Raw genomic sequence first — 23,635 nt, forward strand, 5'->3', positions numbered from 1 at the left:
CAGCCGGACAGATGGCGCTGCGCACGCGGCCGAAATCGATGTGGCGGCGGGCGGTGAGCCCGAGCCCCATCAAGCGGCGGCTGGCAGCGGCGGTCATGGTGTCACTTTCTCACGGCGGGCGGGCCCGTGCCAATCACCGGTCGCGTTGCATCCCACATATTGACGCGAGGGTGACGCAGATCGCTCTTTGTTAAAACCGGGACTACCTGTCGCGTTTCGCCAGCGGCACGAACAGCAGGGCCTCCGTGCCGCCGCCGTCGCGGTTGCGCAGTTCGATGGTGCCGCGCAGCTCACCGGTGGTCAGCGTGCGGATGATCTGCAGGCCGAGCCGCTTGTTCGTGGTCGGGTTGAAGTCCTCGGGCAGGCCCCGGCCGTTGTCGGCGACGACGACGTGCAGCTCCCGCTTGGCGCGCTCGACGTGCACCACGACCTCCGCCCCGTCGGTGGCCTTGCCCTCCAGCGACTCGAAGCCGTGCTCGACGGCGTTGAGCAGCAGCTCGTTGAGCACCATGACCAGCGGTGTGGCGATCTCGGCGGGCAGCACGCCGAAGGTGCCCTCGCGGCGGGTGCGCACCGGCGACTCGGGCGAGGCGACCTCGGCGGCGGCGTTGGCCACCCGGTCCACGATGCCGTCGAACTCGACCGCCTCGTCGGCGGACATGGCCAGCGTCTCGTGTACCAGCGCGATGGAGGCGACCCGGCGCACCGACTCCTCCAGCGCGGCCCGCGCCTCCGGATGGTTGACCCGGCGGGCCTGCAGCCGCAGCAGCGCGGCGACGGTCTGCAGGTTGTTCTTCACCCGGTGGTGGATCTCCCGGATGGTGGCGTCCTTGGTGATCAGCGCACGGTCCCGGCGCTTGACCTCGGTGATGTCGCGGACCAGCACCAGCGCGCCGATCGGCACGCCCGCGGGCATCAGCGGCAGCGCGCGGCTGAGCACGGTGGCGGTGCGCGCCTCGATCTCCTTGCGCGGCGGGGCGTCCCCGCGCAGCGCGCCCAGGATGCGGTTGCTGGCCTCGGAGCCCTCCAGCGGGTCCTCGGCCAGCCGGTTGAACAGCGCCGCCAGGTCCTCACCGACCAGGTGCGCGGAGAAGCCGAGCCGCCGGATCGCGGACTGCGCGTTGGGCGAGGCGTAGGTGACCTTGCCGCTGCCGTCCAGCCGGATCAGGCCGTCGCCGACGCGCGGCGCTGAGGTGGTCTCGCCCGGGTGGCGCACCGACGGGAAGGTGCCGTCGGCGATCATCTGGGCCAGGTCGTCGGCCGTGGTCAGGTAGTTCAGTTCCAGCTGGCTGGGCGTGCGCGCGGTGGACAGGTTGGTGTCGCGGCCCACCACGGCGATCACCTCGCCCGCCTCGCCGTCCTCGCCGCGCCGGCGGACCGGGATCGCCTCGTGGCGGGCGGGGGTGTCGCCGTACCAGACGGGGTCGCCCTCACGCCAGATGCGGCCCTGCTCGCGCGCGACGCCCAGGTGGGCCACCTCCGCGCCGCTGGAGGTGCGCCCCACCTGGTCGTCCTGGTACGCCGTCGGCGCGGTGGTCGGCCGGACCTGCGCCACGCAGAGGAACGACTGGCCAGCGCCGGGATCGCCCTCGACCGGCACCCACAGCAGCAGGTCGGCGAAGGACAGGTCGGAGATCAACTGCCAGTCACCGGCGAGCCGGTGCAGGTGGTCGATGTCGACCGGGCCGAGCGAGGTGTGCTCCTCGACCAGTTCACGCAGCGTTGACACGCTGTCAGCCTCTCATGACACGCCTTACAGCGTGGCGGTGACCTTCTTCAGGCCGCGGGGGGCGTCGGGGTCCTCGCCGCGGGCCAGCGCCAGGGAGAGGGCGAGCTGCTGCAGCGGCAGGATCTCCAGCAGCGGGGCGTATCGCTCGTCGACGGCAGGCACGTTCAGCAGAGCCTTCGCACCCGGCACCGCCTCGGGGCCGACCGCGACCACGTCGGCGCGGCGCTCGTCGAGGCGCGCGAGCACCTCGCGCATGGCCTGCCCGCCGAGCCCGGCCCCCACCATGGCCAGCACCGGCACGTCCGGGTCGGTCATCGCAAGCGGGCCGTGCAGCAGGTCCGCGCCGGAGAACGCCAGCGCGGGCAGGTACGAGGTCTCCATCAGCTTGAGCGCGGCCTCGCGGGCCGACGGGTAGGCGTATCCCCGGCCGGTGGTCACCATGCGGGCCGCGAATCGGTAGCGCGCGGCCAGGTCGGTCGCGGTGGTGTCGGCCAGCGTGCGGGTGGCCAGCTCGGGCAGCTTGGCCAGGGCGGCGTGCTCGTCGGCGGGCAGCACGCCGTCACCGGCGCGTACGCCCTCGATCAGCATCAGCAGCGCCATCAGCTCGGCGGTGTAGGTCTTGGTGGCCGCGACCGCGCGCTCGTGCCCGGCGACGACGTCCACGGACAGCTCCGCGGTCTGCGCCAGCACCGACTCGGGGTTGTTCGTGACGGCGAGGGTGAGCGCGCCCGACTCCCGGGCGACCCGCAGCACCTCGGCCAGGTCGGGCGAGCCGCCGCTCTGCGAGACCCCGATGACCAGGGCGTGCGACAGGTCGGGGCGGGCGCCGAAGACGGTGATCGCGCTCGGCGAGGCCAGCCCGGCGGGCAACCCGAGGCGGATCTCGGTGAGGTACGCGGCGTAGAGCGCGGCGTGGTCGGACGTGCCGCGCGCGGTGAACACCACGTGCTGCGGCCGGCGCTCCGCGATCACCTTCGCGACCTGCGCGATGGCGCCGGCGTGGGCCGGTTCCAGCAGCGTCGCGTACACCTCCGGCTGCTCGGCGATGTCGGCTGCCATTCCGGTGCCACGCTGGGCCATCTCTCTCTCCTACCACTTCACCTGGAGTACTGCGCGATATCGCGCGTTCCGTGCGCAGTCTTGCACGTTCATGACCGTGAAAGCAACGCACTGCGCAGAAATGAGCAGGGGCACACAACTCGCCCGACCGGCTCTAGCCTGTCCGTGCCGGAACATGGCCCGTCCGGGCACAGCCGCCTCGCGCGGCGCATGCCAGGGGACTCCCCACGCGTTCCGCGGACCGAGGGAGAGCACGTGGCAGACGGCGTCAACGACCCGCACCAGGAGGCGCTGGGCGAGCTCGCCCTGGCCACCCTGGCCCTCGACGAGCACGACCTCGACCATGCGGTCAGCCACCTGTCCGTGGCCCTGGCCCACGAGCCCTGCCTGCCCGAGGCGCACGAACTGCTGGCGAAGCTGGCCGCTCGCTGCGACGACGGCGGCCTCGCGCTGTTCCGGCCCGGTGAGCGCGCGCCGGTGGGCCGGGTCGTCGCGTTCGCCCACGTGCTGGCCCGGCACGGTGCGCAAGCCGACGCGCTCAGCCTGCTTGCCCAGGCGACGGTGCACGACCCGAGCCGACCGTGGGCGGACGTCAGCTGGGTGCAGGCCCTGGACGCCGCACGGATCACCGCCGACCGCCTGGTGCGGGTGCTGCTCGCCGTGCTGGGCGCGCTGCCCGACCCGGCGCCCGCGCCGATCGCCGCCGCCACCCGGCCCTACCTGCACCTCGCCGAGCGGGCGCTGGCCGCGTACCCGCAGGAGGCGCTGCTGCACGGAGCGGCTTCCGGGGTGGCCCGGCGGCTGCGCGAGGTGCCCCTGGCGCTGCGCTGGGCCCAGCGCGGGGTGGAGCTGGAGTCGAGCAAGCTCACCGAGATGTGGTGGGGCAACGCGCTGCGCGCCGACGGCCGGCTGACCGACGCGGTGCAGGCGATGCGCGCGGCCCAGCGGCACGACCCCGACGACCTGTCGGTCACCTCGGACCTCGCGCTGTGGCTCACCGAACTCGGCCACACGGCGGAGGCACTTGAGCTGATCGAGCAGGCGCTGGCCAAGAACCCCTCGTACGACTGCGCCGTGCACACCGCGCACCGCCTGCGCTTCCAGTCCGACGGCGACCCGGACCACCTGGTGGCGCTGGCGGACTTCATGCGCACCACCACCGACGCCAGCCACGAGCACCACGACCTGCAGCACTGCTGCGCCGGGCTGCCCTGGCTCGGCTACGTGCCGGCGGCCGCCGAGCCATACGTCGACGTGCTGCGCCAGACCACCGACGAGGAGCGGTCGCACCGCGGTGAGCTGGGCATGTCCACGATGGGCTCGCCCAGCGCGCTCGCGCTGCTGCGGCGCGCCTGGCCCGGCGTGGCGGTGGCGGCAGGCGAGCCAGGCCCGCCGGACCCGCGGTTGGCGCAGCGGCCGGGGGTACGCCTCTGGGACTTCGACGGCACCCGCCCGTCGGCCGCGCTGGACCCGCCGAGCCCGCACGCCGGCCGCGAGCTCGCCGCGATGCTGCCACTCGGCTGGGCAGCCCCGCCGGTGGCGTACGACATGGCGGTGCGGCTGTCCGGGGTGCCGGTCGACGAGCTGCTCGCCGCGTTGGTGCACCCGCCGACCCCGACCGTCGAGACGGACCGCGATCGGGTGTCGGTGCCGGAACGGCAGCTGCAGGCGTGGGCGTGCCTCGGCCTGCTGCACCACCGCACCGCCGAGCCGTGGGCGACCTCGACCCGGCGGCGGCTGCTGGTGGAGATCGCCTTCGGGGCCGAGGACTGGACCACCGAGGCCGCCCTCTACGCGCTGGTCACCGCCGCCTGGGTGGACCCGTCGTGCCGTGCCGACGTCGCCGAGCTGCTCACGGCACGGCTGCGGGCGGTGCTCGACGCCCGGCGCACCCGTGTGGTGCCGGTCGCCGTGTCCGTGGCCCAGCTCGCCTTCATCACGCCGGGCATGCCGGCCGCTGTGCGCAGGCTCGCCCGGGACCTGGCCGAGGACCGCTGGCCGGCTTCTGCGGCCTACGAACCCGGCCCGGCCATGCCGCTGCCCCGCCCGCGCCGCTCCTGGCTCGGGCGGCTGCTCGGCCGCGACTGAGGGCAGCAGGCCGCCGCGAACCCCCAGAACGGGTGAGGCCCCGTCCCGGCTGCCGAAGCAGCGGAACGGGGCCTCACCCGGCGCGGGCGGGTCGACTCAGGCTCGGTGCCGACCGGACACGCGCGGGCTGATCAGTCGACGGCCACCAGCGGGCGGGGAGCCTGCTCGGCCGCGCCGTCCGCCGGCTCGGAGCCGCGCAGCGGCACCTCCTTGACGAACCAGGCCGCCACGGGGACCAGGATCGCGAAGCCCAGGGCCCACCAGAACAGGCCCGAGGTGGCGTACGCGATGCCGTGCAGCACCGCCGCCTTGACCGGCTCGGGCAGCAGCTCCAGCTTGTCCGGCTGCAGACCGCCCACGTCCAGCGACATGCCGCCGGCCGGGCTGCCCGCCGGCATAGCGCCGGACAGGTCGTCCTTGAGCCGGTTGACGAAGACCGCGCCGAAGATCGAGACGCCGAACGAGCCGCCGATGGAGCGCACGAACGTCGCGGTCGAGCTGGAGACGCCCAGGTCCTTCTGCTCCACGCTGTTCTGCGCGATCAGCATGGTGGTCTGCATCAGGAAGCCCATGCCGACGCCCAGCACGACCATGTAGATCGAGGACTCGGTGATGCTGGTGTCCACGTCCAGGCGGGTCAGCAGGAACATCGCCAGCGCCAGCGTGACGCCGCCGATGATCGGGAACATCCGGTACCTGCCGGTCTTGGTGATGGTGCGGCCGGCGACGACCGAGGTGACCATCATGCCCAGCATCATCGGCAGCAGGAGCAGGCCGCTGTTGGTGGCCGACGCGCCCTGCACGGTCTGGATGTAGAGCGGCAGGAAGGAGATCGCGCCGAACATCGCGAAGCCGACCATGAAGCCGATGATCGAGACCAGGCTGAAGTTGCGGTTGCGGAAGATGCCCAGCGGCAGGATCGGCTCGGCGACCCGGGTCTGTGTCCACAGGAAGAGCCCGATCATCACCACGCCCACGGCGGCCATGCCGAGGATCTGCCTGGAGTCCCAGGCGTACTTGTTGCCGCCCCAGGTGGTGATCAGAACGAGCGCGGTGACGCCGACGCTCAGCAGGGCCGCGCCCAGCCAGTCGATGCGGTGCTCGGTCCGGTACTTCGGCAGGTGCAGCGTGCTGGCCAGCACGAACAGCGCGACGCCACCGATCGGCAGGTTCACGTAGAAGGCCCAGCGCCAGTCGGCGTGGTCGGTGATGAGGCCGCCGATGAGCGGACCGCCGACCATCGCGATCGCCATGATCGCGGCCATCATGCCCTGGTACTTGCCGCGCTCGCGCGGGGGCACGAGGTCACCGATGATCGCCATCGCGCCGACCATCAGACCGCCGCCGCCGAGGCCCTGCAGGGCACGGAAGGCGATGAGCTGGTTCATGCCCGACGCGGGGTCGATCTCACCGGCCGCGCCGGACAGCGCCGAGCCGATGAGGAAGATCACGATCGAGACCAGGAAGATGGTCTTGCGGCCGTACAGGTCGCCCAGCTTGCCCCAGATCGGGGTCGAGATCGTGGTGCCCAGCACGTACGCCGTGACCACCCACGACAGCTTGTCGAGGCCGCCCAGTTCGCCGACGATGCGGGGCATGGCCGTGCCCACGATCATGTTGTCGAGCATCGCCAGCAGAATGGCGAGCATGAGGCCGGGCAGCACCACCCGGAGGTTCGGTTTGGGGATGTCGGGGGAGGACGTGGCGTCCTGCACTGTGGTCACGGGGGGCTCCACTCGTTCACCGGTACGCTTACTTGCCGCCCGGCTAGAATATTTACTAGCCGTACGGTAAGTTCCCTACTTGCCGGCCGTCAAGTTAGTTCGCGCGACCGGATGACAGTGTGGTCGACGTAACACGGAGCAGTGATGAACGAGCCCGCAGCGAGCCGTGCCGAGCCCCGGCCGGACACCCGCGCCCGCATCCAGACCGTCGCCCTCGACCTGTTCACCGAGCAGGGCTACGACGCCACCTCGCTGCGGGAGATCGCGGAGCGGCTCGGGGTGACCAAGGCCGCCCTCTACTACCACTTCAAGAGCAAAGAGGAGATCGTCGACAGCTTCAGCGCCGACCAGCTGGAGAAGCTCGACCGGATCGTGGAGTGGGCCCGCAGCCAGCCGGACACCAGCTCGCCGGAGTTCCGGCGCGAGCTGCTGCAGCGCTACGCCGACGACCTCTACACCGGCCGGTACTCGAAGGTGATGCAGTTCTTCCACCAGAACCAGCCGGCCTTCAAGAACGCGCCGGCCGGGGCGAAGATGCGCCAGGCCATGATGGACATCATCGGCCTGCTCGTCGAGCACGAGTCGACGCCGACCGCGAAGCTGCGCGCGGGCATGGCCGTGCTCGCCATCAACACCAGCTGGTTCCTGCTGCGCGACACCGAGATCAGCGACGAGGAACGGCGCGCGGCGGCCATGGAGGTCGCGTTCGACCTGCTCCGTTAGGCCAGCGGGTAGCGCAGGCCGAGCAGGGTGACCTCGGGCAGCGGCGACCAGTCCAGCTCGGGGGCGCGTTCGAAACCCATCCGGGCGTACAGGCGGCGCGCGTCGGCGGCGAAGTCGCGTACGCAGATGACGACGCTGCGGCAGCCCAGCTCCCCGGCCCGCCTCAGGCACGCCCGTGCCAGGGCCTCGCCCACGCCACGGCCCTGGGCCTGCGGCGACACGGCGAGCATCCGGAACTCGGCCTCGCCGTCGGTCGCCAGTTCAGCCAGGGGGCTGCCGGGCAGCACGAAGGTGACCGAGCCCAGCACCGCCCCCGTGGCCTCGTCCACGGCGACCAGCACCTCGCCGCCGGCCGCGCGGGCGGCCACGTCCCGCAGGTGCGGCTCGTACGGATGGTCCTGCCTGGTCTGCCCGTCGCCACGGTAGGCGGCGACGGACAGCGCGCCGATCGCGTCATGATCGGCGGGCGTGGCCGGGCGGACGTGGATCTCGGTCATGCCCGGTGACGCTACTACTCGATCACGGCGATGAGGTCGCCCTCCTGGACGACGTCGCCCTCGTTGACGGCGATCTTGGAGACCACGCCGTCGGCTTCCACGATGACCGGGATCTCCATCTTCATCGACTCGAGGATGACCAGGGTGTCGCCCTCGGACACCTCGTCTCCGGCGGACGCCACGACCTTCCACACGTTGGCCACCATCTCGGCCTTGATCTCCTCGGCCATCGCCGGCCCCTTCCCTTGGATCGCAAGCAGGACGAGTCGTATCCAATCACGGAGCGCCTGGCGAGCGCCGTTCAACCTGAGCATAGGATTCGAGCTGCGTAACCGCCGACGGAAGGGGAGTGACCATGGGCAAGAAGGCCCGTAAGAAGAAGGCTCGCAAGGGCTCGAAGGCCAACCACGGCAAGCGACCCAACGCCTAAACACGTTGCCGGAGTGCACGCCGGGGCGGATCATTTCCCGCCGTGCACTCCGCCCTCACGCTCACCCCGGCCCAGCTGCCCGACCTGCTCCTGCACGTCGCGGTGGTCCGGCCCGTCTTCGTGTGGGGAGCGCCCGGCATCGGCAAGAGCTCGCTGGTCCGCGCCTTCGCCGACTCGCTCGGCCTGCCCTGCGTCACGCTCGTCGGCACTCAGCTCGCCGCCGAGGACCTGATCGGCGTTCCGGAGCTGCGGGACGGCCGCAGCCGCTTCGCGCCGCCCGAGTCCATCGCCCGCCCCGAGCCGTACTGCCTCTTCCTCGACGAACTCAACGCCTCCAGCCCCGATGTGCAGAAGGCGTTCTACTCGCTGATCCTCGACCGCCGCATCGGCGAGTACGAGCTGCCCGCGGGCTCGATCGTGATCGGCGCCGGCAACCGCGCCACCGACAACGCGCTCGCCCGCCCGATGGCGTCCGCCCTGGTCAACCGCCTACTGCACCTGCACCTGCGGGCGTCGGCGGTGGACTGGCTGGACTGGGCGGCCGGCGCGGGCATCCACCCGTGGGTGCTCGACTACCTCACCCAGCGCCCCGACCAGCTGTGGGTGCAGCCGCCGAAGACCGAGGAGCCGTTCTCCACCCCGCGCGCCTGGCACATGCTGTCCGACGCGCTGCACTCCTACGGCGAGGACATCGTCGAGGACACGCTGCGCCTGCTCGCGGGCGGCACGCTCACCCCGGCGCACGCGTCGGGCTTCTGCGCGTACGTCAAGACGGTGCGCCACCGCTACGGCCTGGACGCGATCGTGCGCGGCGACGCCTCCTGGCCGCGCGCCGCGACCGACCGCGACCTGCTGTTCTTCTTCGCCGAGGCGTTCCGGGCCCGGCTGATCCGGGACCTGCCGGACAGCCGCGAGCACGCGAGCCGGGCCGTGCGCGAGTTCGCGCTGCGGGCCAAGGGTCTGCTGGTCGAGCTGGCCGAGATCTCGCTGGAGTGCGCGCAGCTCGTGGTCGCCACCGACGCCGAGGGTCGCCCCGTGCTGCCCGCCTGGTTCCTGGTGGAGGTGACCCGCGACCTGCCACGCCTGGTCGCGGCCCGCACATGACCGGCCGCGCCCGCCCGGACGCGCCCCGGCCGCACGGTCGCCGAAGTGGTCCGGCATGAGCCGCGGTCGCGGCGCGTCGCGCAAGGACCCGCGCCGGGAGGCGTTCGACGGTGCCGCCCGCGCCGTCTTCCAGCGGCGCATGTTCCAGACCATGAACGACGTCGGGTACGACGGCCGGTCGCTGGTCACCTCGTGGACCGAGGACGACGAGCTGAGCCGCGCCCGCGGCTGGGCCCGGGTGCGGGCGGACGGCCGGATCACCGTCAACCGCCACGCGCCCGCCGAGCCGGCGGAGTGGATGTGGGTGCTCGCGCACTGCACGCTGCACCTCGGCTTCGGACACCTGGAGCCGGGCCGGACCGCCGACCACGCCGCGCAGGCCGCGGCGTGCCTGGTGGTGACCCGGTTCCAGCAGCAGCTGCGGATCGGCGTGCCGCCGTTCCCGGTGCCCGCCGAGCTGCCCGGCGCCGACGAGGAGCGGTTGGCCGCGCTGTGGCGCGACACCGGTGTGCCCGCCGAGTACGCCGCGCTGGGCTGCGGCGGCGTGTCCTCCGATCAGGACCTGGACTACACCCCGGAGCAGCCGCGCGGGCGCTGGGCGCGGCAGGCCGCCGCCACCTCGGCTCCCCCGCCGACCTGGTCGGAGCTGTTCGCGGTCGGGCTGGCCGAGGCCGCGACCGAGGCCGTCGAGGAGGCCGGGCAGCACCGGCCGCGCACCGACGGCGAGCTGCCGCCCGACCACCCGTGGGAGCAGGCCAGGCGCTGGTTCGTGTCGTCGTACCCGCTGCTCGGGGCCTTGGCCGCCGGCTTCAAGATCGTTGCCGATGCGGAGTTGGCGCGGACCTGGCAGATCTCCGTCGCCGCCGTCGACGCCGCGGCCGGCGAGATCTACGTGAACCCGCTGCGGCGCATGTCCGGCCCGGAGCGCCGGTTCACGCTCGCGCACGAGATGCTGCACGCCGCGCTGCGCCACGGGCAGCGCGTCGGTCCCCGCGACCCGTACCTGTGGAACGTCGCCGCGGACTACGTCATCAACGGCTGGCTGGTGCAGATGGGCGTCGGCGAACTGCCCGAGGACGTGCTCTACGACCCGGCGCTCAAGGACCACTCCGCCGAGGAGGTGTACGACCTGATCACCGGCAACCTGCGCCGCTACCGCAAGCTGGCCACGCTGCGCGGGCGCGGGCTCGGTGACATGCTCGACCGGCCGATCCCCGGGGTGGGCGAGGCCCGGCGGGCGGGCGACGTCGACGACTTCTGCCGCCGGGCGCTGCTCGGCGGGCTCGCGCACCACGAGCGGAGCGGCCGCGGGCTGCTCCCGGCCGGACTGGTCGCCGAGATCAGGGTGCTGGACCACCCGCCGCCGCCCTGGGACGTGCAGCTGGCGCAGTGGTTCGACCGCTACTTCACACCGCTGGAGCCGACCCGCTCGTATGCCCGTGCCTCCCGCCGCCAGGCGGCGACCCCGGACATCCCCCGGCCCGGTAAGGCCCGGCCCGAGCTGGTCGAGCGGCAGCGCACCTTCGGCGTGGTCCTGGACACCTCGGGCTCGATGAGCAGCGAGCTGATGGGCCGGGCGCTGGGGGCGATCGCGGCGTACGCGCTGGCTCGCGACGTGCCCGCGGCGCGGGTGGTGTTCTGCGACGCGGCCGCCTACGACGCGGGCTACCTGCCGGTCGAGGACATCGCCGGCCGGGTGAAGGTGCGCGGGCGCGGCGGCACCGAGCTGCAGCCCGGCATCCGGCTGCTGGAGCGGGCCGAGGACTTCCCCGCCGACGGCCCGATCCTGATCATCACCGACGGCGAGTGCGACGTGCTGCGGGTGCGCCGCGAGCACGCGTACCTGATGCCCGAGCGGGCCCGGCTGCCGTTCACCCCGCGCGGCGAGGTGTTCCGGCTGCGCTGACACGATCGAAGCTCCGCCTGCCCGGAGGCGGCGGAGCTTCGATTCCAGAAATGGGCCGGTCAGCCCAGCTCGCGGGTGACCTCGACCTCGACGACCAGCTCGGAGAGCTTGGCCCGGAGCCGGTCCTTCAGCTCCGCGGGCGCCTGCTCCTGCCCGCAGCACCGGTTCACCAGCGCCTTGACCTCCTGCTCGATGCCGTACTCGCGCAGGCAAGGCGAGCACTCGTCGAGATGCTGCTTGATCAGCGAACGCCGGTCGTCGGAGCATTCGAGGTCGAGGTAGAGGTATACCTCGGTGAGCACCTCGCGGCAGTCGCCGTCCTCGTGTTCCGTCGTCATGACGCCTCCCGAGCGCTGGTCGTGCCCGAGAACCCGCGCTCCGCCGCATAGCCCTCCAGGAGCTTGCGCAGGTTGCGCCGGCCACGGTGCAGCCTGGACATCACGGTGCCGATCGGCGTGTTCATGATGTCCGCGATCTCCTTATAGGAGAAGCCTTCCACGTCGGCGAGGTACACCGCCAACCGGAACTCCTCCGGCAACGACTGCAGCGCGTCCTTGACGTCGCTGTCGGGCAGCCGGTCGAGCGCCTCGGTCTCGGCCGAACGCAGGCCCGAGGAGGTGTGCGACTCCGCCTCGGCCAGCTGCCAGTCGGTGATCTCGTCCGTCGGCGCCTGGATGGGCTGCCGTTGCCTCTTGCGGTACGAGTTGATGAAGGTGTTCGTGAGGATGCGGTAGAGCCACGCCTTGAGGTTCGTGCCGTCCTCGAACTGGTGGAACGCGGCGTACGCCTTGAGGAACGTCTCCTGGAGCAGGTCCTCGGCGTCGGCCGGGTTGCGCGTCATCCGCAGGGCGGCCGCGTAGAGCTGGTCGAGGAAGGGCATCGCGTCCCGCTCGAAGCGGGAACGACGCTCTTCGACGCTGTCGGTGCTGGTCAACCGCGAGACCACCCTCGGAGTACGCTCTTGCCGCGGCTCCTTGACAGCGGACCGCAGCGCTGAGGCTGACTCTACCGATGCCAGGTGCACCCGCGGGGCGGGCACCGCGGTAATGCCCGATGCGGCGTCGTCGTCCAGCGCCGCCGGCCACGCGGGAGCCGACAGCAGCCGCTCCACGGTCTTCAGCACCGGATCGTCGCCCGACCGCGTCAGGCAGCGCGTTCCCGTCCGCACCATGGATCCACCTCTCGCCGGGGCCGCATGCTTCCGGCCCACTCGCGGTCTGTAACGCCACGCGACGGCTGTCGCATTCCGCGGGACGACCTGGGCAGTGGCGACCGTCACTCCGGCTCGCCGCTACCGCGCCCAGCCGCGGGCGCGCAGCCACCCGAGCACGGCCCGACCGACGGTTTCCGGCGCTTTGCGCAGGTCGTGCCGCTCTCCTTCGAGAACAACGACCTCGACCCCGGGTCCGGTGTCGGGCACGCCGAACGGATCCGCCGAACCGTTGACGACCAGCGTCGGCAGCCCCGTACGCAGCTCCTCGGCCCGGCTGCGCTCCGGCTTGCCAGGCGGGTGCAGCGGGAACGCCAGCGCCACGATGCCGGCCGCGCCGACCGCACCGGCGGTGCGGCAGGCGACCCGCGCTCCGCTGGACCGGCCGCCGACGATCAGCGGCAGTCCGGGGAAGCGCTCGGTGAGCCCGTCCACGACCGTCCGCCATGCCTCGTCGAGATGTCCCGCCGGGGCGGGCGCACGCCGCCCAGCCACTCGATACGGCTGGGTGACCAGGGCCACCACCAGCCCGGCCGCGGCCGCGGCGTCATGCACGGCGATCAGATCAGGCGCGTCCACGCTGCCCCCGGCCCCGTGCCCGAGCACCAGCAACGCGCCCGGAGCACCGGCCTTCGCCTGCTTTCCTGCTCGCCCGGCCGCCCCACCGGGCACCGTGACAGCAACCTGCGCCGGCCCACGCCCGGTCTCAACCGTCTCCGTCACACCTCGCACACCACGATCATCCCGCCCCGACCACCCGGTCTCCGTGCGGCACACCCCTTCCATCCGCGTCGATCATGAAGTTGTGGCAGCAACACACCGTCGAGCCGTGCCATAAGTTCATGATCAACGCGGGTGGATGGGTGGTGTGGGTCAGGCGGCGTGGGCGGGTTCTCTGGTCAGGAGAAGGGCGTTGTCGCGGTCGGCTTCGCCCAGGGTGCAGAGGGCGAGTTCGGCGCGGGACTGGGTGGGGATGCGCGGCAGTTGCCGGGCCACCCCGGGCGCCCGCTGCGGCGGGGCGAGCTGCCCGGCCGAGACCACCAGGTCCGGCTGGGGCCCGTACGCCGTGTAGGGCAGTTCCTCCTGCTGTTCCTCGGTGCGCCAGGCGACCAGCATGGCCCGCCGCTCACGTGCGGTCGTGCCACCCCAGACACCGTGGCAGTCGCCGACACTGAGCGCCCAGGCCAGGCAGGCCCCCGACACCGGGCACCTGCCGCACAGCTGGACGGCTGTGTCGGCCGGCTCCAGCGGCGCCGGAAAGAACGTCTCCGGGTCGACGGCCTGGCAGGCTCCTCTGGTCCGCCAGGCGTTGTCATGCCGCTCCCGCACGGCCCGCACCAAGCGCGGGTCTCTGCGAGCAGCGGCGACTTCATGCGGGCGTGGAATACGCGCGCGGGTCATCCACCCACCTCCCCCGTGGGTCGGTCCCCCCGCCCCCGGCGGGAGGATCCGGCTCAGACAGACGGTGACGCGCGGCACTGCCGCTTACCACCGACGCTGCGTTCTACCGCACGGTAGAAGGACGGGGCAAGGGTTTACCCGAAAACCGGTGACACAAACTGGAACGATCCAGCGCAAAATCAGAACAGGCCAGCCTGAACGTCAGGCTCCGCGAGCCGCACCGTCAATTCAGGACCATCATTGCGTACGTTGCCGACGGCCGGACCCACGGGGCGGATCTCCAGACCGGACAGGTAGCCGGGCGCCGGGGGCGCGAGCAGTTCCGGGTCCGCCGGGCCTTGCAACCAGGCCGCCCACAACTCCGGCTCCAGCAGCAGCGGCATCCGGTCGTGCACCCGGGCCAGCTCGCCCTGCGCCGCCGTGGTGACGATCGTGCAGCTCAAGCCGAACCTCGACGCCGTCCACAGGCCCGCGAAGGCCAGCCCTCCCGCCGGGTCGGTCATGTAGTAGGCCTGCTTGCCGCTGTCGGTGCGGACCCACTCATACCAACCGTCGGCGGGCACGATGCACCGCTTGCCGGCGAACGAGGGCGCGAACACCCGCGAGGTGGCGAGCGTCTCCGCCCGCGCGTTGATCATCTTGAGGCCGGTGCGCGGGTCGTCGGCCCACGGCGGCACCAGGCCCCACCGCGCCAGGCTCAGCACCCGGGCGTCGCGCGCCGCGTCGACCCGCACGATCGGGGCCGGGTCGGTGGGCGCGAGGTTGTAGTCGGGGGCCAGCGATTCGGCGGTCTCGTCCTCGGCCCCGAACAGCCGGGTCAGATCCGCCGCCGTACGTGTCGTCGCGTACCGCCCACACATGCCGCTCACCTTACGCCAGCGGTTATCAGGCAGACTGTGAGCGTAAGCGAACGCAGGGAGCGAACCGTGCGCGGCCGAGAAGCCGCCGAAGAAGCGCAGCGAGGAGAAGGCGTGAGCAGAGCACTCGTGCCCTGGACCGCACCGACCGCCGTCGATGCGACGGACGCCGTCGTGCGCCTGCCGGGTTCGAAGTCCATCACCGCCCGGGCACTCGTGCTGTCCGCGCTCGGCATGGGGCCGTCGACGCTGCTGGCCCCGCTGCGCGCCCGGGACACCGAGCTGATGGCGGCCGGGCTGCGGGCACTGGGCGCGCACGTGTCCACCTCCGACGACGAGCGCTGGGAGATCCGGCCCCGGCCGCCGGTCGGGCCCGCCCACGTCGACGTCGGCCTGGCCGGCACGGTGATGCGCTTCCTGCCGCCGGTGGCGACGCTCGCCAACGGGCCGGTCACCTTCGACGGCGACCCGCGTGCCCGGCAGCGCCCGCTCGGTCCGCTGCTCAAGGCGCTGCGCGCGCTGGGCGCGACGATCGAGGCGTCGAGCATCGACGGCCTGCCGCTGACCGTGCACGGCAAGGGCGGCCTGCGCGGCGGCGACGTCGCCGTCGACGCCTCGCTGTCCAGCCAGCTCATCTCCGGCCTGCTGCTGGCCGCAGCCGACTTCGACGAGGGCATCACGGTGCGCCACACCGGCGACAACCCCGTGCCCAGTGCACCGCACCTGCGGATGACGGTGCAGATGCTGCGCGCCGCGGGCGCGGCGGTCGACGACTCGGTCCGCGACGTCTGGCACGTGGCTCCGGGCCGGCTGTCCGGCCGGGCCTGGCAGATCGAGCCGGACCTGTCCGGGGCGGCCCCGTTCTTCGGCGCGGCGCTGGTCACCGGCGGCAGCGTCACCCTGGCCGGCTGGCCGCGCAGCAGCGTGCAGCCGGTGGACAAGGTCCGGCAGCTGCTCGGCGCGCTGGGCGGCACGGTCACCCTCTCCGAGCACGGCCTCACCGTCACCGGCACGGGGACCATCAACGGCATCGACGCCGACCTGTCCGACGTGGGTGAGCTGACCCCGGTCGTCGCCGCGCTGGCCGCGCTCGCCGACGGGCCGTCGACGCTGCGCGGCGTCGGGCACATCCGCACCCACGAGACCGACCGGCTGGCCGCGCTGGCCCGCGAGCTGACGGCGCTCGGCGCGCGGGTCGAGGAGACCGCGGACGGCCTGGCCATCACGCCCGGCCCGCTGACCGGCACGGTCTTCGAGACCTACGACGACCACCGGATGGCGCACGCCGCCGCCGTGATCGGCCTGCGGGTGCCCGGCGTGCAGCTCAGCGACGTGGCGTGTACGTCCAAGACGCTGCCCGAATTCCCGTCACTATGGAGCGCGGTGGTCGCGGGAAGATGAGGGGCCGGCGGTGAAGAAGAAGCGGGAGTACGACGAGGACGACGTGAAGGTGCGGGCCACCAAGTCGTCGCGTTCGCGTCCCCGCACGCGCACCCGGCCCAAGCACGACGACGCGGTGACCGGCTTCGTGGTCGCCGTCGACCGGGGCCGCTACACCTGCGTGGTGCACGAGGGCAAGAAGGTCTTCGAGGTCACCGCCATGCGGGCGCGCGAGCTGGGCCGCAAGTCCGTCGTGGTGGGCGACGAGGTCGGCCTGGTCGGCGACGTGACCGGCGACGCGGGCAGCCTGGCCCGGATCGTGCGCATCGAGGAGCGGCGCTCGGTGCTGCGGCGCACCGCCGACGACGACGAGACCACCGCCGAGGGCCGCATCGAGCGGGTCGTGGTCGCCAACGCCGACCAGCTCGTGATCGTCAGCGCGCTGGCCGACCCGCCGCCGCGCGAGGGTTTCATCGACCGGTGCCTGGTCGCCGCGTACGCCGCCGACATCGAGCCGCTGCTGTGCCTGACCAAGGCCGACCTCGCCGGACCGGAGCAGGTGATCGGCTACTACGCCGAGCTCGACCTCGACTACGTGCTGACCCGACCTGACGGCGACCTCGACGAGCTGCGCGAGCGCCTGTCCGGGCGACGCTCGGTGCTGGTCGGGCACTCGGGCGTGGGCAAGTCGACCCTGGTGAACCGGCTCATCCCGGACGCCCGCCGGGCGGTCGGCGTGGTCAGCGCCATCGGCAAGGGGCGGCACACCTCGACCAGCGCGGTCGCGCTGCGGCTGCCCGACAAGCGCGAGTCGTGGATCATCGACACCCCGGGCGTACGCAGCTTCGGCCTGGCCCTGGTCTCCTCCGACGACCTGCTGCACGGCTTCCCCGACCTGGTCGAGGGCACCGTCGACTGCCCGCCGAACTGCGAGCACACCGGCGACGAGTGCGCCCTGGACGCCTGGGTGGCCCAGGGCAAGGCCGACGCTCGCCGCCTGGCCTCGTTCCGCCGCCTGCTGGCCTCCCGGGCGGGCGACACCGACCCCGGTCAGACCTCGACGTAGCCGCCGGTGCGCCAGTAGACGCCGTCGGCGCGGGCCATCAGGCCGGCCTCGATCAGGTAGCGCCGCAGCGACACCCAGTCGGTCTCGTAGAAGGCGCGCAGCACCGCGTCGACCTCGCGTTCGGTCATCTTCACGCCGGGCTCGAACGCCGCGACGATGTGCTCCAGCAGCACCTGGCGCTTGCCCGCCTTCGCCGGCATCGAGGTCAGCCGCCCGTGCTCGTCCAGAAACGTCCGGAGCACCTTTTCCGGGTTCGCGCTCATAACGGGGAAAGTACCCCTCCTTTCGCGGTCCACGCGTTCCCATTTGCGGCGGGTCCGCCAACCCGTTACCTCGGCGGGGCGGAGATCCGATAAGTTCTCGCCATGGCCCGCTATTCGGACGACCTTGGGCTTGCCCACGTGCTGGCGGACACCGCCGATTCCATCTCCATGTCCCGGTTCAAGGCGCTCGATCTCTACGTGGAGAGCAAGCCGGACCTGACGCCCGTCTCGGACGCGGACACGGCGGTGGAGAAGGCGCTGCGCTCGACGCTGGCGCGGACCCGGTCGCGAGACGGTGTGCTCGGCGAGGAGTTCGGGGTCACCGGCAACAGCGGCAACCGGCAGTGGGTCATCGACCCGATCGACGGCACCAAGAACTTCATCCGCGGCGTGCCGATCTGGGGCACCCTGATCGCGCTGATGGAGGGCGACGAGCCGGTCGTCGGCATGGTCTCCGCCCCGGCGCTGGGCCGCCGCTGGTGGGCCGCGCGGGGGCTCGGCGCGTTCGCGGGCCGCCACCAGGCTGCCGCGCAGCCGATCCGGGTCTCCGGCGTACGCCGCCTGGCCGACGCGAGCTTCTGCTACTCCTCGCTCGACGGCTGGGAGCAGACCGGCCGGCTGGCCTCGGTGCTCGACCTGATGCGCAAGACCTGGCGCAGCCGCGCGTACGGCGACTTCTACGGCTACATGCTGCTGGCCGAGGGCGCGCTCGACATCATGATCGAGCCGGAGCTGATGCTCTGGGACATGGCCGCGCTGGTCCCGATCGTCACCGAGGCGGGCGGCACCTTCACCGACCTGTCCGGCCGGACGGGCGCGGGCGGGGGCTCCGCGGTGGCCACCAACGGGCAGTTGCACGATGACGTGCTGGAACGGTTGAGCCCCGCCGGTCTTCGCGCACTGTAGTCACTCTCATTCACTCGGTGAAGTCGCCGGGCGGGTAGGGCGCAGCCGACCCCTAAGGGTCTAAGCTGCGTGGGTGGTGTCCTCTGGCTGGTGGTTCCTGGTGGCGATGATCGCCGCGTACGGCATCGCCAACCTGCTGCAGTCCATCGCGGCGACACGCACAGCGACGACGGACAGCCTTGATCCGGGGCTGCTGCTGCGCCTGTTCGGCAACTCGACCTACCTGCTCGGCCTCGGCTGCCAGATCCTCGGTTTCTTCCTCGCCCTCGGCGCGCGGCGCGACCTTCCGCTGTTCCTCGTCCAGTCCGCGGTGACCGCGGGCCTGTGCGTCACCGCGTTCGCCGGGGTCGTGCTGCTCAAGTGGAAACTGCCGCTCGCCGAGATCCTGCTGCTGTTCGGGGTCATGGCCGGCATCGGCATGCTGGCCGTGTCCGCCGAGCCCGGCCACGCCGAGCCGCTGGACACCAAGGGCGTGATCTCGCTGGTCGTCGCGCTGGTGGCGATCGCCGGGGTGAGCGCGTTCGCCGGCAAGGTCAAGGGCGTGCTCGGTTCGGTGGTGCTCGGCTCGCTCGCCGGGCTCTGCTTCGCCTCCGCCGCCATCGCGGCCCGGCCGCTGGCCTCGGCCCAGACCATCGTCGAGTTCGGCCTGAACCCGCTGCTCTACCTGGTCATCGCGCACTCGCTCACCGGGCAGCTGCTGCTCGGCCTGGCCATGCAGCGCGGCTCCACCAACGCCGCGGTCGCCGCCATGGACGCCGCGGGCGCGGTGCCCGCCGCGGTGATCGGCATGCTGCTGCTCGGCGACAAGATCCGCCCCGGCATGTCCTGGGTCGCCGCGCTCGGCTTCGTGATCACGCTGGGCGCGGTCATCGCGCTCACCCGCTACGCCGAACCGCAACACGACCTGGTCGCCGAGCCGGTGCCGCTACCGGTGCGGTTCAGTTCCGTCTCCGTGCCCGGTCTGCCCGAGCATCCGGCGCGCGGCGTGTTCCAGGTGCCCGGCGCGGGCGAGGCGGGCCCGCGCACCGGAACCATCCCGCTGCCCGCCCGCACCCCCGACCCCGACCCCGAGCCCGCGACCGGCGGCTACGTGCCGGTCATGGTCCCCGTCTCGACGACGCACCTGCCGGCGAACGGCCACGCCGCGGCCAACGGTCACCTGCCCGCGCCGGCAGGCCCGGCCCCCGAGCAGGCGACCGGCGGTTACCTGCCCGGCAACGGCTTCGGACCCGGTGCCGCGCACGGCCATGGCCCCGCCGACGGGAACCACCCGGCCGGCCACCCGCCGATGACGCTGCCCGGCCCCGTCCGCCGCCCGCTGTCGGTCAACGCCGACTGACCACGGACCAGGTCACCGGTCCGGCGGGCACTTCCTCGGCATACCCGGGACATAGCGCATCAGCTCTGCGTACGGTGCGGTAAGGGCGCGGCGCGCGGCCGCGCGAGAGGTGCGCGCCATGTCCATCCCGAAGGAGATCCTCGCCGCCGTCGGCATGCCCGAGAGCCTGGACACCCCGCTCGGCAGGTTCGCCTTCCACGACGGCCTGCCCGCCGCGGACAGCGTCGACGGGCTGTACGAAGCCCTCGACCTGGTCCGCGCGATCGAGGCGTTCCTGGTGGCCATGCCCGCCGCGTCGCTGTCGGCGATGCGGGCCGGGCTGCGCAACGTCGGCGTCACCTCGGCCCGCCAGATCGGCATCACCGACCCGCGCCTGAACTCCACCAGCCTCTACCTGACCCCCAACACCGACACCACGTACGGGCACACCTTCCTGGACCTGGACACCGACGGGCCGACCGTGGTCGAGGTGCCGCCGAACTCACTGTGCGTCGTCGACGACTTCTGGTTCCGCTACGTGACCGACCTCGGCCTGGCCGGGCCCGACCAGGGCAGGGGCGGCAAGTACCTGTTCCTGCCCCCGGACCACGAGGACGAGGTGCCCGACGGCTACTACACCTTCCGCTGCCCGACCTTCACCAACTGGGCGGTGTTCCGGGCGCTCGACGGCGTCGACGCGGTCCGCCAGGTCCGGGTGTACCCCCTGGCACAGGCCGCCTACCCGCCGCCGAACGAGTTCGTCGACCTCGCCGACCGGCCGCACAACACCGTGCACGCCAACGACGCGACCTTCTACGACGAGGTCGACGTGGTGGTCCAGGAGGAGCCGCTGGAGTCGCTGGACCCCGAACGGCGCGGCATCCTGGCGAGCATCGGCATCGTCAAGGGCGACGTGTTCGGCCCCGACCAACGGCTGCGCGCGATCCTCTCCACGGCCGCGCCGCTGGGTGCGGGCATCGCCCGTGCGCTGGCCTTCCGCCCTCGCGACCCGCACGCCTACTACTACCCGGACTCCTCGTGGAAGCGCGTCTTCGTCGGCGGCAGCCACGAGTTCCTGAGCGAGGGCGCCCGCCTGCTGGACGCCCGCGCGATGTTCCACTACCTCGCCACCGTGGTCACGCCCGCGATGGCGGCGTCGCCGGTGGGCACCGGCTCCGCGTACGCCTACACCGCCGAGGACGCCGACGGCCGGTGGCTCGACGGAAGCCGCTCCTACCGGCTGCGCCTGCCCCGGCACGTGCCCGCGAAGACGTTCTGGTCGGTCACCGTGTACGACTGCCAGACCCGCTCGCTGCTCGTCACCGACAATCCGTACCCGAGCGTGAGCAGTCTTTCGGGCTCCGTCGTCGCGAACTCCGACGGCACCACCGACGTGTTCTTCGGCCCGACGCCGCCGCCGGGCCGGGAGCCGAACTGGATCCAGACCGTGCCCGGCAAAAACTGGTTCACCATGCTGCGCCTCTACGGCCCGCTCCAGCCCTGGTACGACCAGACCTGGCGACCCGGCGAGATCGAGCGCACGGGCTGACTCCCGCAACGCCGTCCCCTAGCATGTGCCCGATGGCTGGCGGGCGGTTCAACGGGTGGCTCAGCAGGTTCCGGCGCTGGAGCAGTGCTTTCTGGCACGGTCCGTGGCACGGGTTCCGGGTCGATGCGCACAGCCTGGCGCTGACTCGGGGCGCCTGGGCGACCGAGGTGCTCTGGTCCCAGGTGGAAACCGTGATCCTGTACCGGGGACCGGGCCTCGACGGTGGTGTCGTCTGCCGGCTGCTGCTCGTGCCGGTCCCGGGCGCGCTGCTCGACCGAGGGCTGGTGCACGCGCCCAACCCGGTCGACGGCCGCCCCTGCCGGGTCCTGCTCGACCTGGCCAAGGTCAAGGACACGCCGGATCAGATCGCGGCGACGCTCGCGGCACACGGCGGTGACCGTTTCGTCGACCATCGTCCCGCCTGACCGGAGCCGCTATGCGGCGGCGAGTCCTGCGGCGGTGCCCTGGGCGAGGAGACGGCCTGCGATCGTGTGCGGTTCGTCCGTGTGGTTGAAGAGCCAGACGCCGTCGGGGGTGCGCACCGCCTCCACGCCGTCGGGCAGGTGGGGCAGGATCGGGACGGTTCCGGTGGCGGCGCAGATCCCGTCGAGCAGACGAGCCGTCGCCGCGTCGTCCAGGGCGCAGGACACGTAGTACGCGGTGCCCGCGCCGTGCTCGCGCCGGGTCACGGCCTGGCGGCCGTCCGGGTAGCGGGCGAGCACCTCCACGCCGGGCGCGGTCAGGTGCTCCGTCCAGCCCGCGGCCAGGTCACCGGTGTCGAGGGTGACCACCGCACCGGGCGGCAGCGGGTCGAACTCCTCGACCCGGATGCCGAGCAGTTCGCGCAGCGCACCCGGGTAGCCGCCGGTCCGCACCCGCAGGTGCTCGTCCACGATCCCGGACAGGTAGGTCACCACCAAGTGCCCGCCCGCCTGGACGTAATTGTCCAACCTGCGCACGGATTCATCGGTGAGCAGGTACGCCGCGGGCACGACCAGCACGCGATACTCGGCGAGCGCCGCCGTGGGCGGCACGACGTCGATCGGATACCCCCGCCGCCACAGCGCACGGTGCCAGCTCTCGACGACGCCCTGGTAGTCCAGCGGCGCGGGCAGGTGCGACGCCCCGACCGCCCACCCGCACACCTCGTCGAACCACACCGCCACCTCACCGCGGCCGACACCAGCCGCAGGTGACCCCGCTTCGCCGGTTGGGAAGGGCACCTTGTTATACGCGGAGCGATAAGAAGGTGCCCTTCCTTCGCCTGCGAGGGTTTCGCCGAGGGCGCGGAATTCGCGGTAGACGCGGATGTCGGGGCCGGGGTGGCCGACGATCGCGGTGTGCCACTGCTCGGCGCCGCCCGCGCTGGCGCGCCACTGGAAGTACATCGCGCCCTGGGAGCCGCGGGCGAGGTGGGCGAGGGCGATGCGGGCGAGCATGCCGGGTGGCTTGCGGCGCTGTACGCCGTTCTCGGTGACGTGGGCGGGGGCGTGTTCCATGAGGAGCCAGGTGCCGTCGTGGCCGGCGGCGGCCGACCAGCCTCGGGCGGCGTCGGCGGCGAAGGCGCTCTGGGCCGGTGTGCCGTCCAGCGAGGACGGGTAGTGGTCGATGGCGACCAGGTCGACCTCGCGGGACCAGCGGGCGTGGTCGACGGGCACCCAGCCGCCGAGCACGAAGTTCGTGGTGACCTGCGCGTCCGGCGCGACCGCCTTGATCGCGTCGCGCTGCTCGGCGTACGCGGCGAGCATGCTGTCGGACAGGAAGCGGCGGTAGTCCAGTTCGTGGGCGGGGTTGCCGAGGTACTGGGTGGCGCGGGGTGGAAGCACCTGGGCCCAGTCGGTGTAGCGCTGGCTCCAGAAGTCCGCGGTCCAGGCGTCGTTGAGCTTGGCCACGGTGCCGTGGCGTTCGCGCAGCCAGGTGCGGAAGGCGCGGGCGCAGTGGTCGCAGAAGCACCAGGTGCCGTACTCGTTGTGCACGTGCCACAGCCGCACGGCCGGGTGCCTCGCGTAACGCTCGGCCAGCACGGTCGCGATACGCAGGCTCGCGGCGCGGTAGGCGGGGGCGTTGACGCAGTAGGTGTCGCGGGAGCCGTGGACCAGGCGTACGCCGTCGCGGCGTTTCGCCAGCGCGCCCGGGTGGGCCTGGGTGAACCAGGGCGGCGGGGAGGCGGTCGGGGTGGCCAGCACCGCGCCGATCCCGTGCTCGTGCAGGCCGTCGAGGACCCGGTCGAGCCAGCCGAAGTCGTACACCCCCGGGCTCGGCTCCAGGCGCGACCAGCTGAAGACGCCGACGGTGGCCGCGGTGACGCGGGCCTCGCGCATGAGGGCGAGGTCGGTGTCGCGGACGTGCTCGGGCCACTGCTCGGGGTTCCAGTCGGCGCCGAAGAAGAGCGGGTTAGTTGGCACGGCGGCCAAAGTAGAGGGAT

21 protein-coding genes and 2 pseudogenes are annotated in these 23,635 nt (G+C 72.4%); 11 read left to right on the forward strand and 12 right to left on the reverse strand.

The window, feature by feature from the left end:
- Window positions 1–202 precede the first annotated feature (202 nt).
- A complete protein-coding gene (locus ACFQO7_RS07890) occupies window positions 203–1,729 on the reverse strand; it encodes a sensor histidine kinase (RefSeq protein WP_360521199.1) in 1,527 nt (508 codons plus the stop codon).
- Between the two features lie 24 nt (window positions 1,730–1,753).
- Window positions 1,754–2,788 (reverse strand): SIS domain-containing protein, encoded by a 1,035-nt coding sequence (locus ACFQO7_RS07895; protein WP_376805951.1) that lies wholly within the window; start codon window positions 2,786–2,788, stop codon window positions 1,754–1,756.
- Between the two features lie 255 nt (window positions 2,789–3,043).
- Here ACFQO7_RS07895 and ACFQO7_RS07900 point away from each other — a divergent pair, with 255 nt between their 5' ends.
- Window positions 3,044–4,876 (forward strand): tetratricopeptide repeat protein, encoded by a 1,833-nt coding sequence (locus ACFQO7_RS07900; RefSeq protein ID WP_376805797.1) that lies wholly within the window; start codon window positions 3,044–3,046, stop codon window positions 4,874–4,876.
- Window positions 4,877–5,007: 131 nt separating this feature from the next.
- Here the strand turns inward: ACFQO7_RS07900 and ACFQO7_RS07905 are convergent, their stop codons facing one another.
- Entirely contained in the window at window positions 5,008–6,525 is a 1,518-nt protein-coding gene (locus tag ACFQO7_RS07905) for an MDR family MFS transporter (RefSeq protein ID WP_376805952.1), read from the reverse strand.
- A 219-nt stretch (window positions 6,526–6,744) separates the two neighbouring features.
- On the opposite strand from ACFQO7_RS07905, the gene ACFQO7_RS07910 reads away from it, so the two are divergent.
- Window positions 6,745–7,323: a TetR/AcrR family transcriptional regulator gene (locus tag ACFQO7_RS07910; protein WP_376805798.1), complete on the forward strand. Its 579-nt coding sequence runs from the start codon at window positions 6,745–6,747 to the stop codon at window positions 7,321–7,323.
- Here ACFQO7_RS07910 and ACFQO7_RS07915 read toward each other — a convergent pair.
- Together ACFQO7_RS07915 and ACFQO7_RS07920 are read right to left on the reverse strand one after the other, a co-directional pair.
- On the reverse strand, window positions 7,320–7,820 hold the full coding sequence (locus tag ACFQO7_RS07915) for a GNAT family N-acetyltransferase (RefSeq protein WP_376805799.1): 501 nt from the start codon (window positions 7,818–7,820) through the stop codon (window positions 7,320–7,322). The genes ACFQO7_RS07910 and ACFQO7_RS07915 overlap by 4 nt on opposite strands.
- 14 nt (window positions 7,821–7,834) lie before the next feature.
- Complete coding sequence (locus ACFQO7_RS07920; RefSeq protein ID WP_155374475.1) at window positions 7,835–8,050, reverse strand: biotin/lipoyl-binding carrier protein; 216 nt, start codon at window positions 8,048–8,050, stop codon at window positions 7,835–7,837.
- A gap of 125 nt (window positions 8,051–8,175) precedes the next feature.
- Between ACFQO7_RS07920 and ACFQO7_RS07925 the strand changes: the two genes are divergently transcribed.
- Genes ACFQO7_RS07925 through ACFQO7_RS07935 form a run of 3 tightly spaced genes read left to right on the forward strand, consistent with a single transcriptional unit; the run spans window position 8,176 to window position 11,260 of the window.
- Window positions 8,176–8,250 (forward strand): 50S ribosomal protein bL37, encoded by a 75-nt coding sequence (locus ACFQO7_RS07925; RefSeq protein ID WP_120321693.1) that lies wholly within the window; start codon window positions 8,176–8,178, stop codon window positions 8,248–8,250.
- A gap of 42 nt (window positions 8,251–8,292) precedes the next feature.
- Window positions 8,293–9,354: an ATP-binding protein gene (locus ACFQO7_RS07930; protein ID WP_376805800.1), complete on the forward strand. Its 1,062-nt coding sequence runs from the start codon at window positions 8,293–8,295 to the stop codon at window positions 9,352–9,354.
- 55 nt (window positions 9,355–9,409) lie between these two features.
- On the forward strand, window positions 9,410–11,260 hold the full coding sequence (locus ACFQO7_RS07935; RefSeq protein WP_376805801.1) for a vWA domain-containing protein: 1,851 nt from the start codon (window positions 9,410–9,412) through the stop codon (window positions 11,258–11,260).
- A 59-nt stretch (window positions 11,261–11,319) separates the two neighbouring features.
- Here the strand turns inward: ACFQO7_RS07935 and rsrA are convergent, their stop codons facing one another.
- From rsrA to ACFQO7_RS07960, 5 genes and pseudogenes are all read right to left on the reverse strand, one after another.
- Window positions 11,320–11,598 carry a mycothiol system anti-sigma-R factor gene (gene rsrA / locus ACFQO7_RS07940; RefSeq protein WP_203699406.1) on the reverse strand — a complete coding sequence of 93 codons (279 nt, stop codon included), beginning with the start codon at window positions 11,596–11,598 and terminating at the stop codon, window positions 11,320–11,322.
- The gene (locus ACFQO7_RS07945) at window positions 11,595–12,431 is read right to left on the reverse strand and encodes a sigma-70 family RNA polymerase sigma factor (RefSeq protein WP_239168068.1); all 837 of its coding nucleotides are present in this window, start codon (window positions 12,429–12,431) and stop codon (window positions 11,595–11,597) included. The genes rsrA and ACFQO7_RS07945 overlap by 4 nt, the downstream gene beginning before the upstream one ends.
- A gap of 120 nt (window positions 12,432–12,551) precedes the next feature.
- Window positions 12,552–13,193 (reverse strand): alpha/beta hydrolase family protein, encoded by a 642-nt coding sequence (locus ACFQO7_RS07950; protein WP_376805802.1) that lies wholly within the window; start codon window positions 13,191–13,193, stop codon window positions 12,552–12,554.
- Window positions 13,194–13,523: 330 nt separating this feature from the next.
- Window positions 13,524–13,871, reverse strand: a pseudogene (locus tag ACFQO7_RS07955) (WhiB family transcriptional regulator); the annotation flags it as partial.
- A 179-nt stretch (window positions 13,872–14,050) separates the two neighbouring features.
- A complete protein-coding gene (locus ACFQO7_RS07960) occupies window positions 14,051–14,731 on the reverse strand; it encodes an SOS response-associated peptidase (RefSeq protein ID WP_360521221.1) in 681 nt (226 codons plus the stop codon).
- Window positions 14,732–14,842: 111 nt separating this feature from the next.
- On the opposite strand from ACFQO7_RS07960, the gene aroA reads away from it, so the two are divergent.
- Entirely contained in the window at window positions 14,843–16,129 is a 1,287-nt protein-coding gene (gene aroA, locus ACFQO7_RS07965) for a 3-phosphoshikimate 1-carboxyvinyltransferase (protein ID WP_376805803.1), read from the forward strand.
- Between the two features lie 49 nt (window positions 16,130–16,178).
- Entirely contained in the window at window positions 16,179–17,174 is a 996-nt protein-coding gene (rsgA, locus tag ACFQO7_RS07970) for a ribosome small subunit-dependent GTPase A (protein ID WP_376805953.1), read from the forward strand.
- Here the strand turns inward: rsgA and ACFQO7_RS07975 are convergent.
- Window positions 17,159–17,437, reverse strand: coding sequence for a DUF2087 domain-containing protein (locus ACFQO7_RS07975; protein WP_376805804.1), 279 nt, complete (start codon window positions 17,435–17,437; stop codon window positions 17,159–17,161). The two genes, rsgA and ACFQO7_RS07975, sit on opposite strands and share 16 nt — an antisense overlap.
- Window positions 17,438–17,539: 102 nt before the next feature.
- Here ACFQO7_RS07975 and hisN point away from each other — a divergent pair, with 102 nt between their 5' ends.
- From hisN to ACFQO7_RS07995, 4 genes and pseudogenes are all read left to right on the forward strand, one after another.
- Window positions 17,540–18,343: a histidinol-phosphatase gene (hisN, locus tag ACFQO7_RS07980; protein WP_191841793.1), complete on the forward strand. Its 804-nt coding sequence runs from the start codon at window positions 17,540–17,542 to the stop codon at window positions 18,341–18,343.
- A 106-nt stretch (window positions 18,344–18,449) separates the two neighbouring features.
- Window positions 18,450–19,262: pseudogene (locus ACFQO7_RS07985) on the forward strand (hypothetical protein); the annotation flags it as partial.
- 538 nt (window positions 19,263–19,800) lie between these two features.
- Complete coding sequence (locus tag ACFQO7_RS07990; RefSeq protein WP_376805805.1) at window positions 19,801–21,210, forward strand: DUF1254 domain-containing protein; 1,410 nt, start codon at window positions 19,801–19,803, stop codon at window positions 21,208–21,210.
- 32 nt (window positions 21,211–21,242) lie between these two features.
- The gene (locus tag ACFQO7_RS07995; protein WP_376805806.1) at window positions 21,243–21,635 is read left to right on the forward strand and encodes a hypothetical protein; all 393 of its coding nucleotides are present in this window, start codon (window positions 21,243–21,245) and stop codon (window positions 21,633–21,635) included.
- A gap of 9 nt (window positions 21,636–21,644) precedes the next feature.
- Here ACFQO7_RS07995 and ACFQO7_RS08000 read toward each other — a convergent pair whose 3' ends face one another.
- A complete protein-coding gene (locus ACFQO7_RS08000; RefSeq protein WP_376805807.1) occupies window positions 21,645–23,615 on the reverse strand; it encodes a beta-galactosidase in 1,971 nt (656 codons plus the stop codon).
- Window positions 23,616–23,635: the final 20 nt, after the last annotated feature.

Source organism: Catellatospora aurea, from assembly GCF_042663325.1.
Classification (GTDB): Bacteria; Actinomycetota; Actinomycetes; order Mycobacteriales; family Micromonosporaceae; genus Catellatospora; species Catellatospora aurea.

Bases quoted from the DNA above. Each gene is read 5' to 3' on its own strand.
- ACFQO7_RS07910 (WP_376805798.1), top strand. From the start codon at position 6,745: ATGAACGAGCCCGCAGCGAGCCGTGCCGAGCCCCGGCCGGACACCCGC.
- ACFQO7_RS07995 (WP_376805806.1), top strand. From the start codon at position 21,243: ATGGCTGGCGGGCGGTTCAACGGGTGGCTCAGCAGGTTCCGGCGCTGG.
- ACFQO7_RS07895 (WP_376805951.1), bottom strand. From the start codon at position 2,788: ATGGCAGCCGACATCGCCGAGCAGCCGGAGGTGTACGCGACGCTGCTG.
- ACFQO7_RS07945 (WP_239168068.1), bottom strand. From the start codon at position 12,431: ATGGTGCGGACGGGAACGCGCTGCCTGACGCGGTCGGGCGACGATCCG.
- ACFQO7_RS07905 (WP_376805952.1), bottom strand. From the start codon at position 6,525: ATGCTCGCCATTCTGCTGGCGATGCTCGACAACATGATCGTGGGCACG.
- ACFQO7_RS07990 (WP_376805805.1), top strand. From the start codon at position 19,801: ATGTCCATCCCGAAGGAGATCCTCGCCGCCGTCGGCATGCCCGAGAGC.
- ACFQO7_RS07960 (WP_360521221.1), bottom strand. From the start codon at position 14,731: ATGTGTGGGCGGTACGCGACGACACGTACGGCGGCGGATCTGACCCGG.
- hisN (WP_191841793.1), top strand. From the start codon at position 17,540: ATGGCCCGCTATTCGGACGACCTTGGGCTTGCCCACGTGCTGGCGGAC.
- rsrA (WP_203699406.1), bottom strand. From the start codon at position 11,598: ATGACGACGGAACACGAGGACGGCGACTGCCGCGAGGTGCTCACCGAG.
- ACFQO7_RS07935 (WP_376805801.1), top strand. From the start codon at position 9,410: ATGAGCCGCGGTCGCGGCGCGTCGCGCAAGGACCCGCGCCGGGAGGCG.
- ACFQO7_RS07915 (WP_376805799.1), bottom strand. From the start codon at position 7,820: ATGACCGAGATCCACGTCCGCCCGGCCACGCCCGCCGATCATGACGCG.
- ACFQO7_RS07920 (WP_155374475.1), bottom strand. From the start codon at position 8,050: ATGGCCGAGGAGATCAAGGCCGAGATGGTGGCCAACGTGTGGAAGGTC.
- ACFQO7_RS07975 (WP_376805804.1), bottom strand. From the start codon at position 17,437: ATGAGCGCGAACCCGGAAAAGGTGCTCCGGACGTTTCTGGACGAGCAC.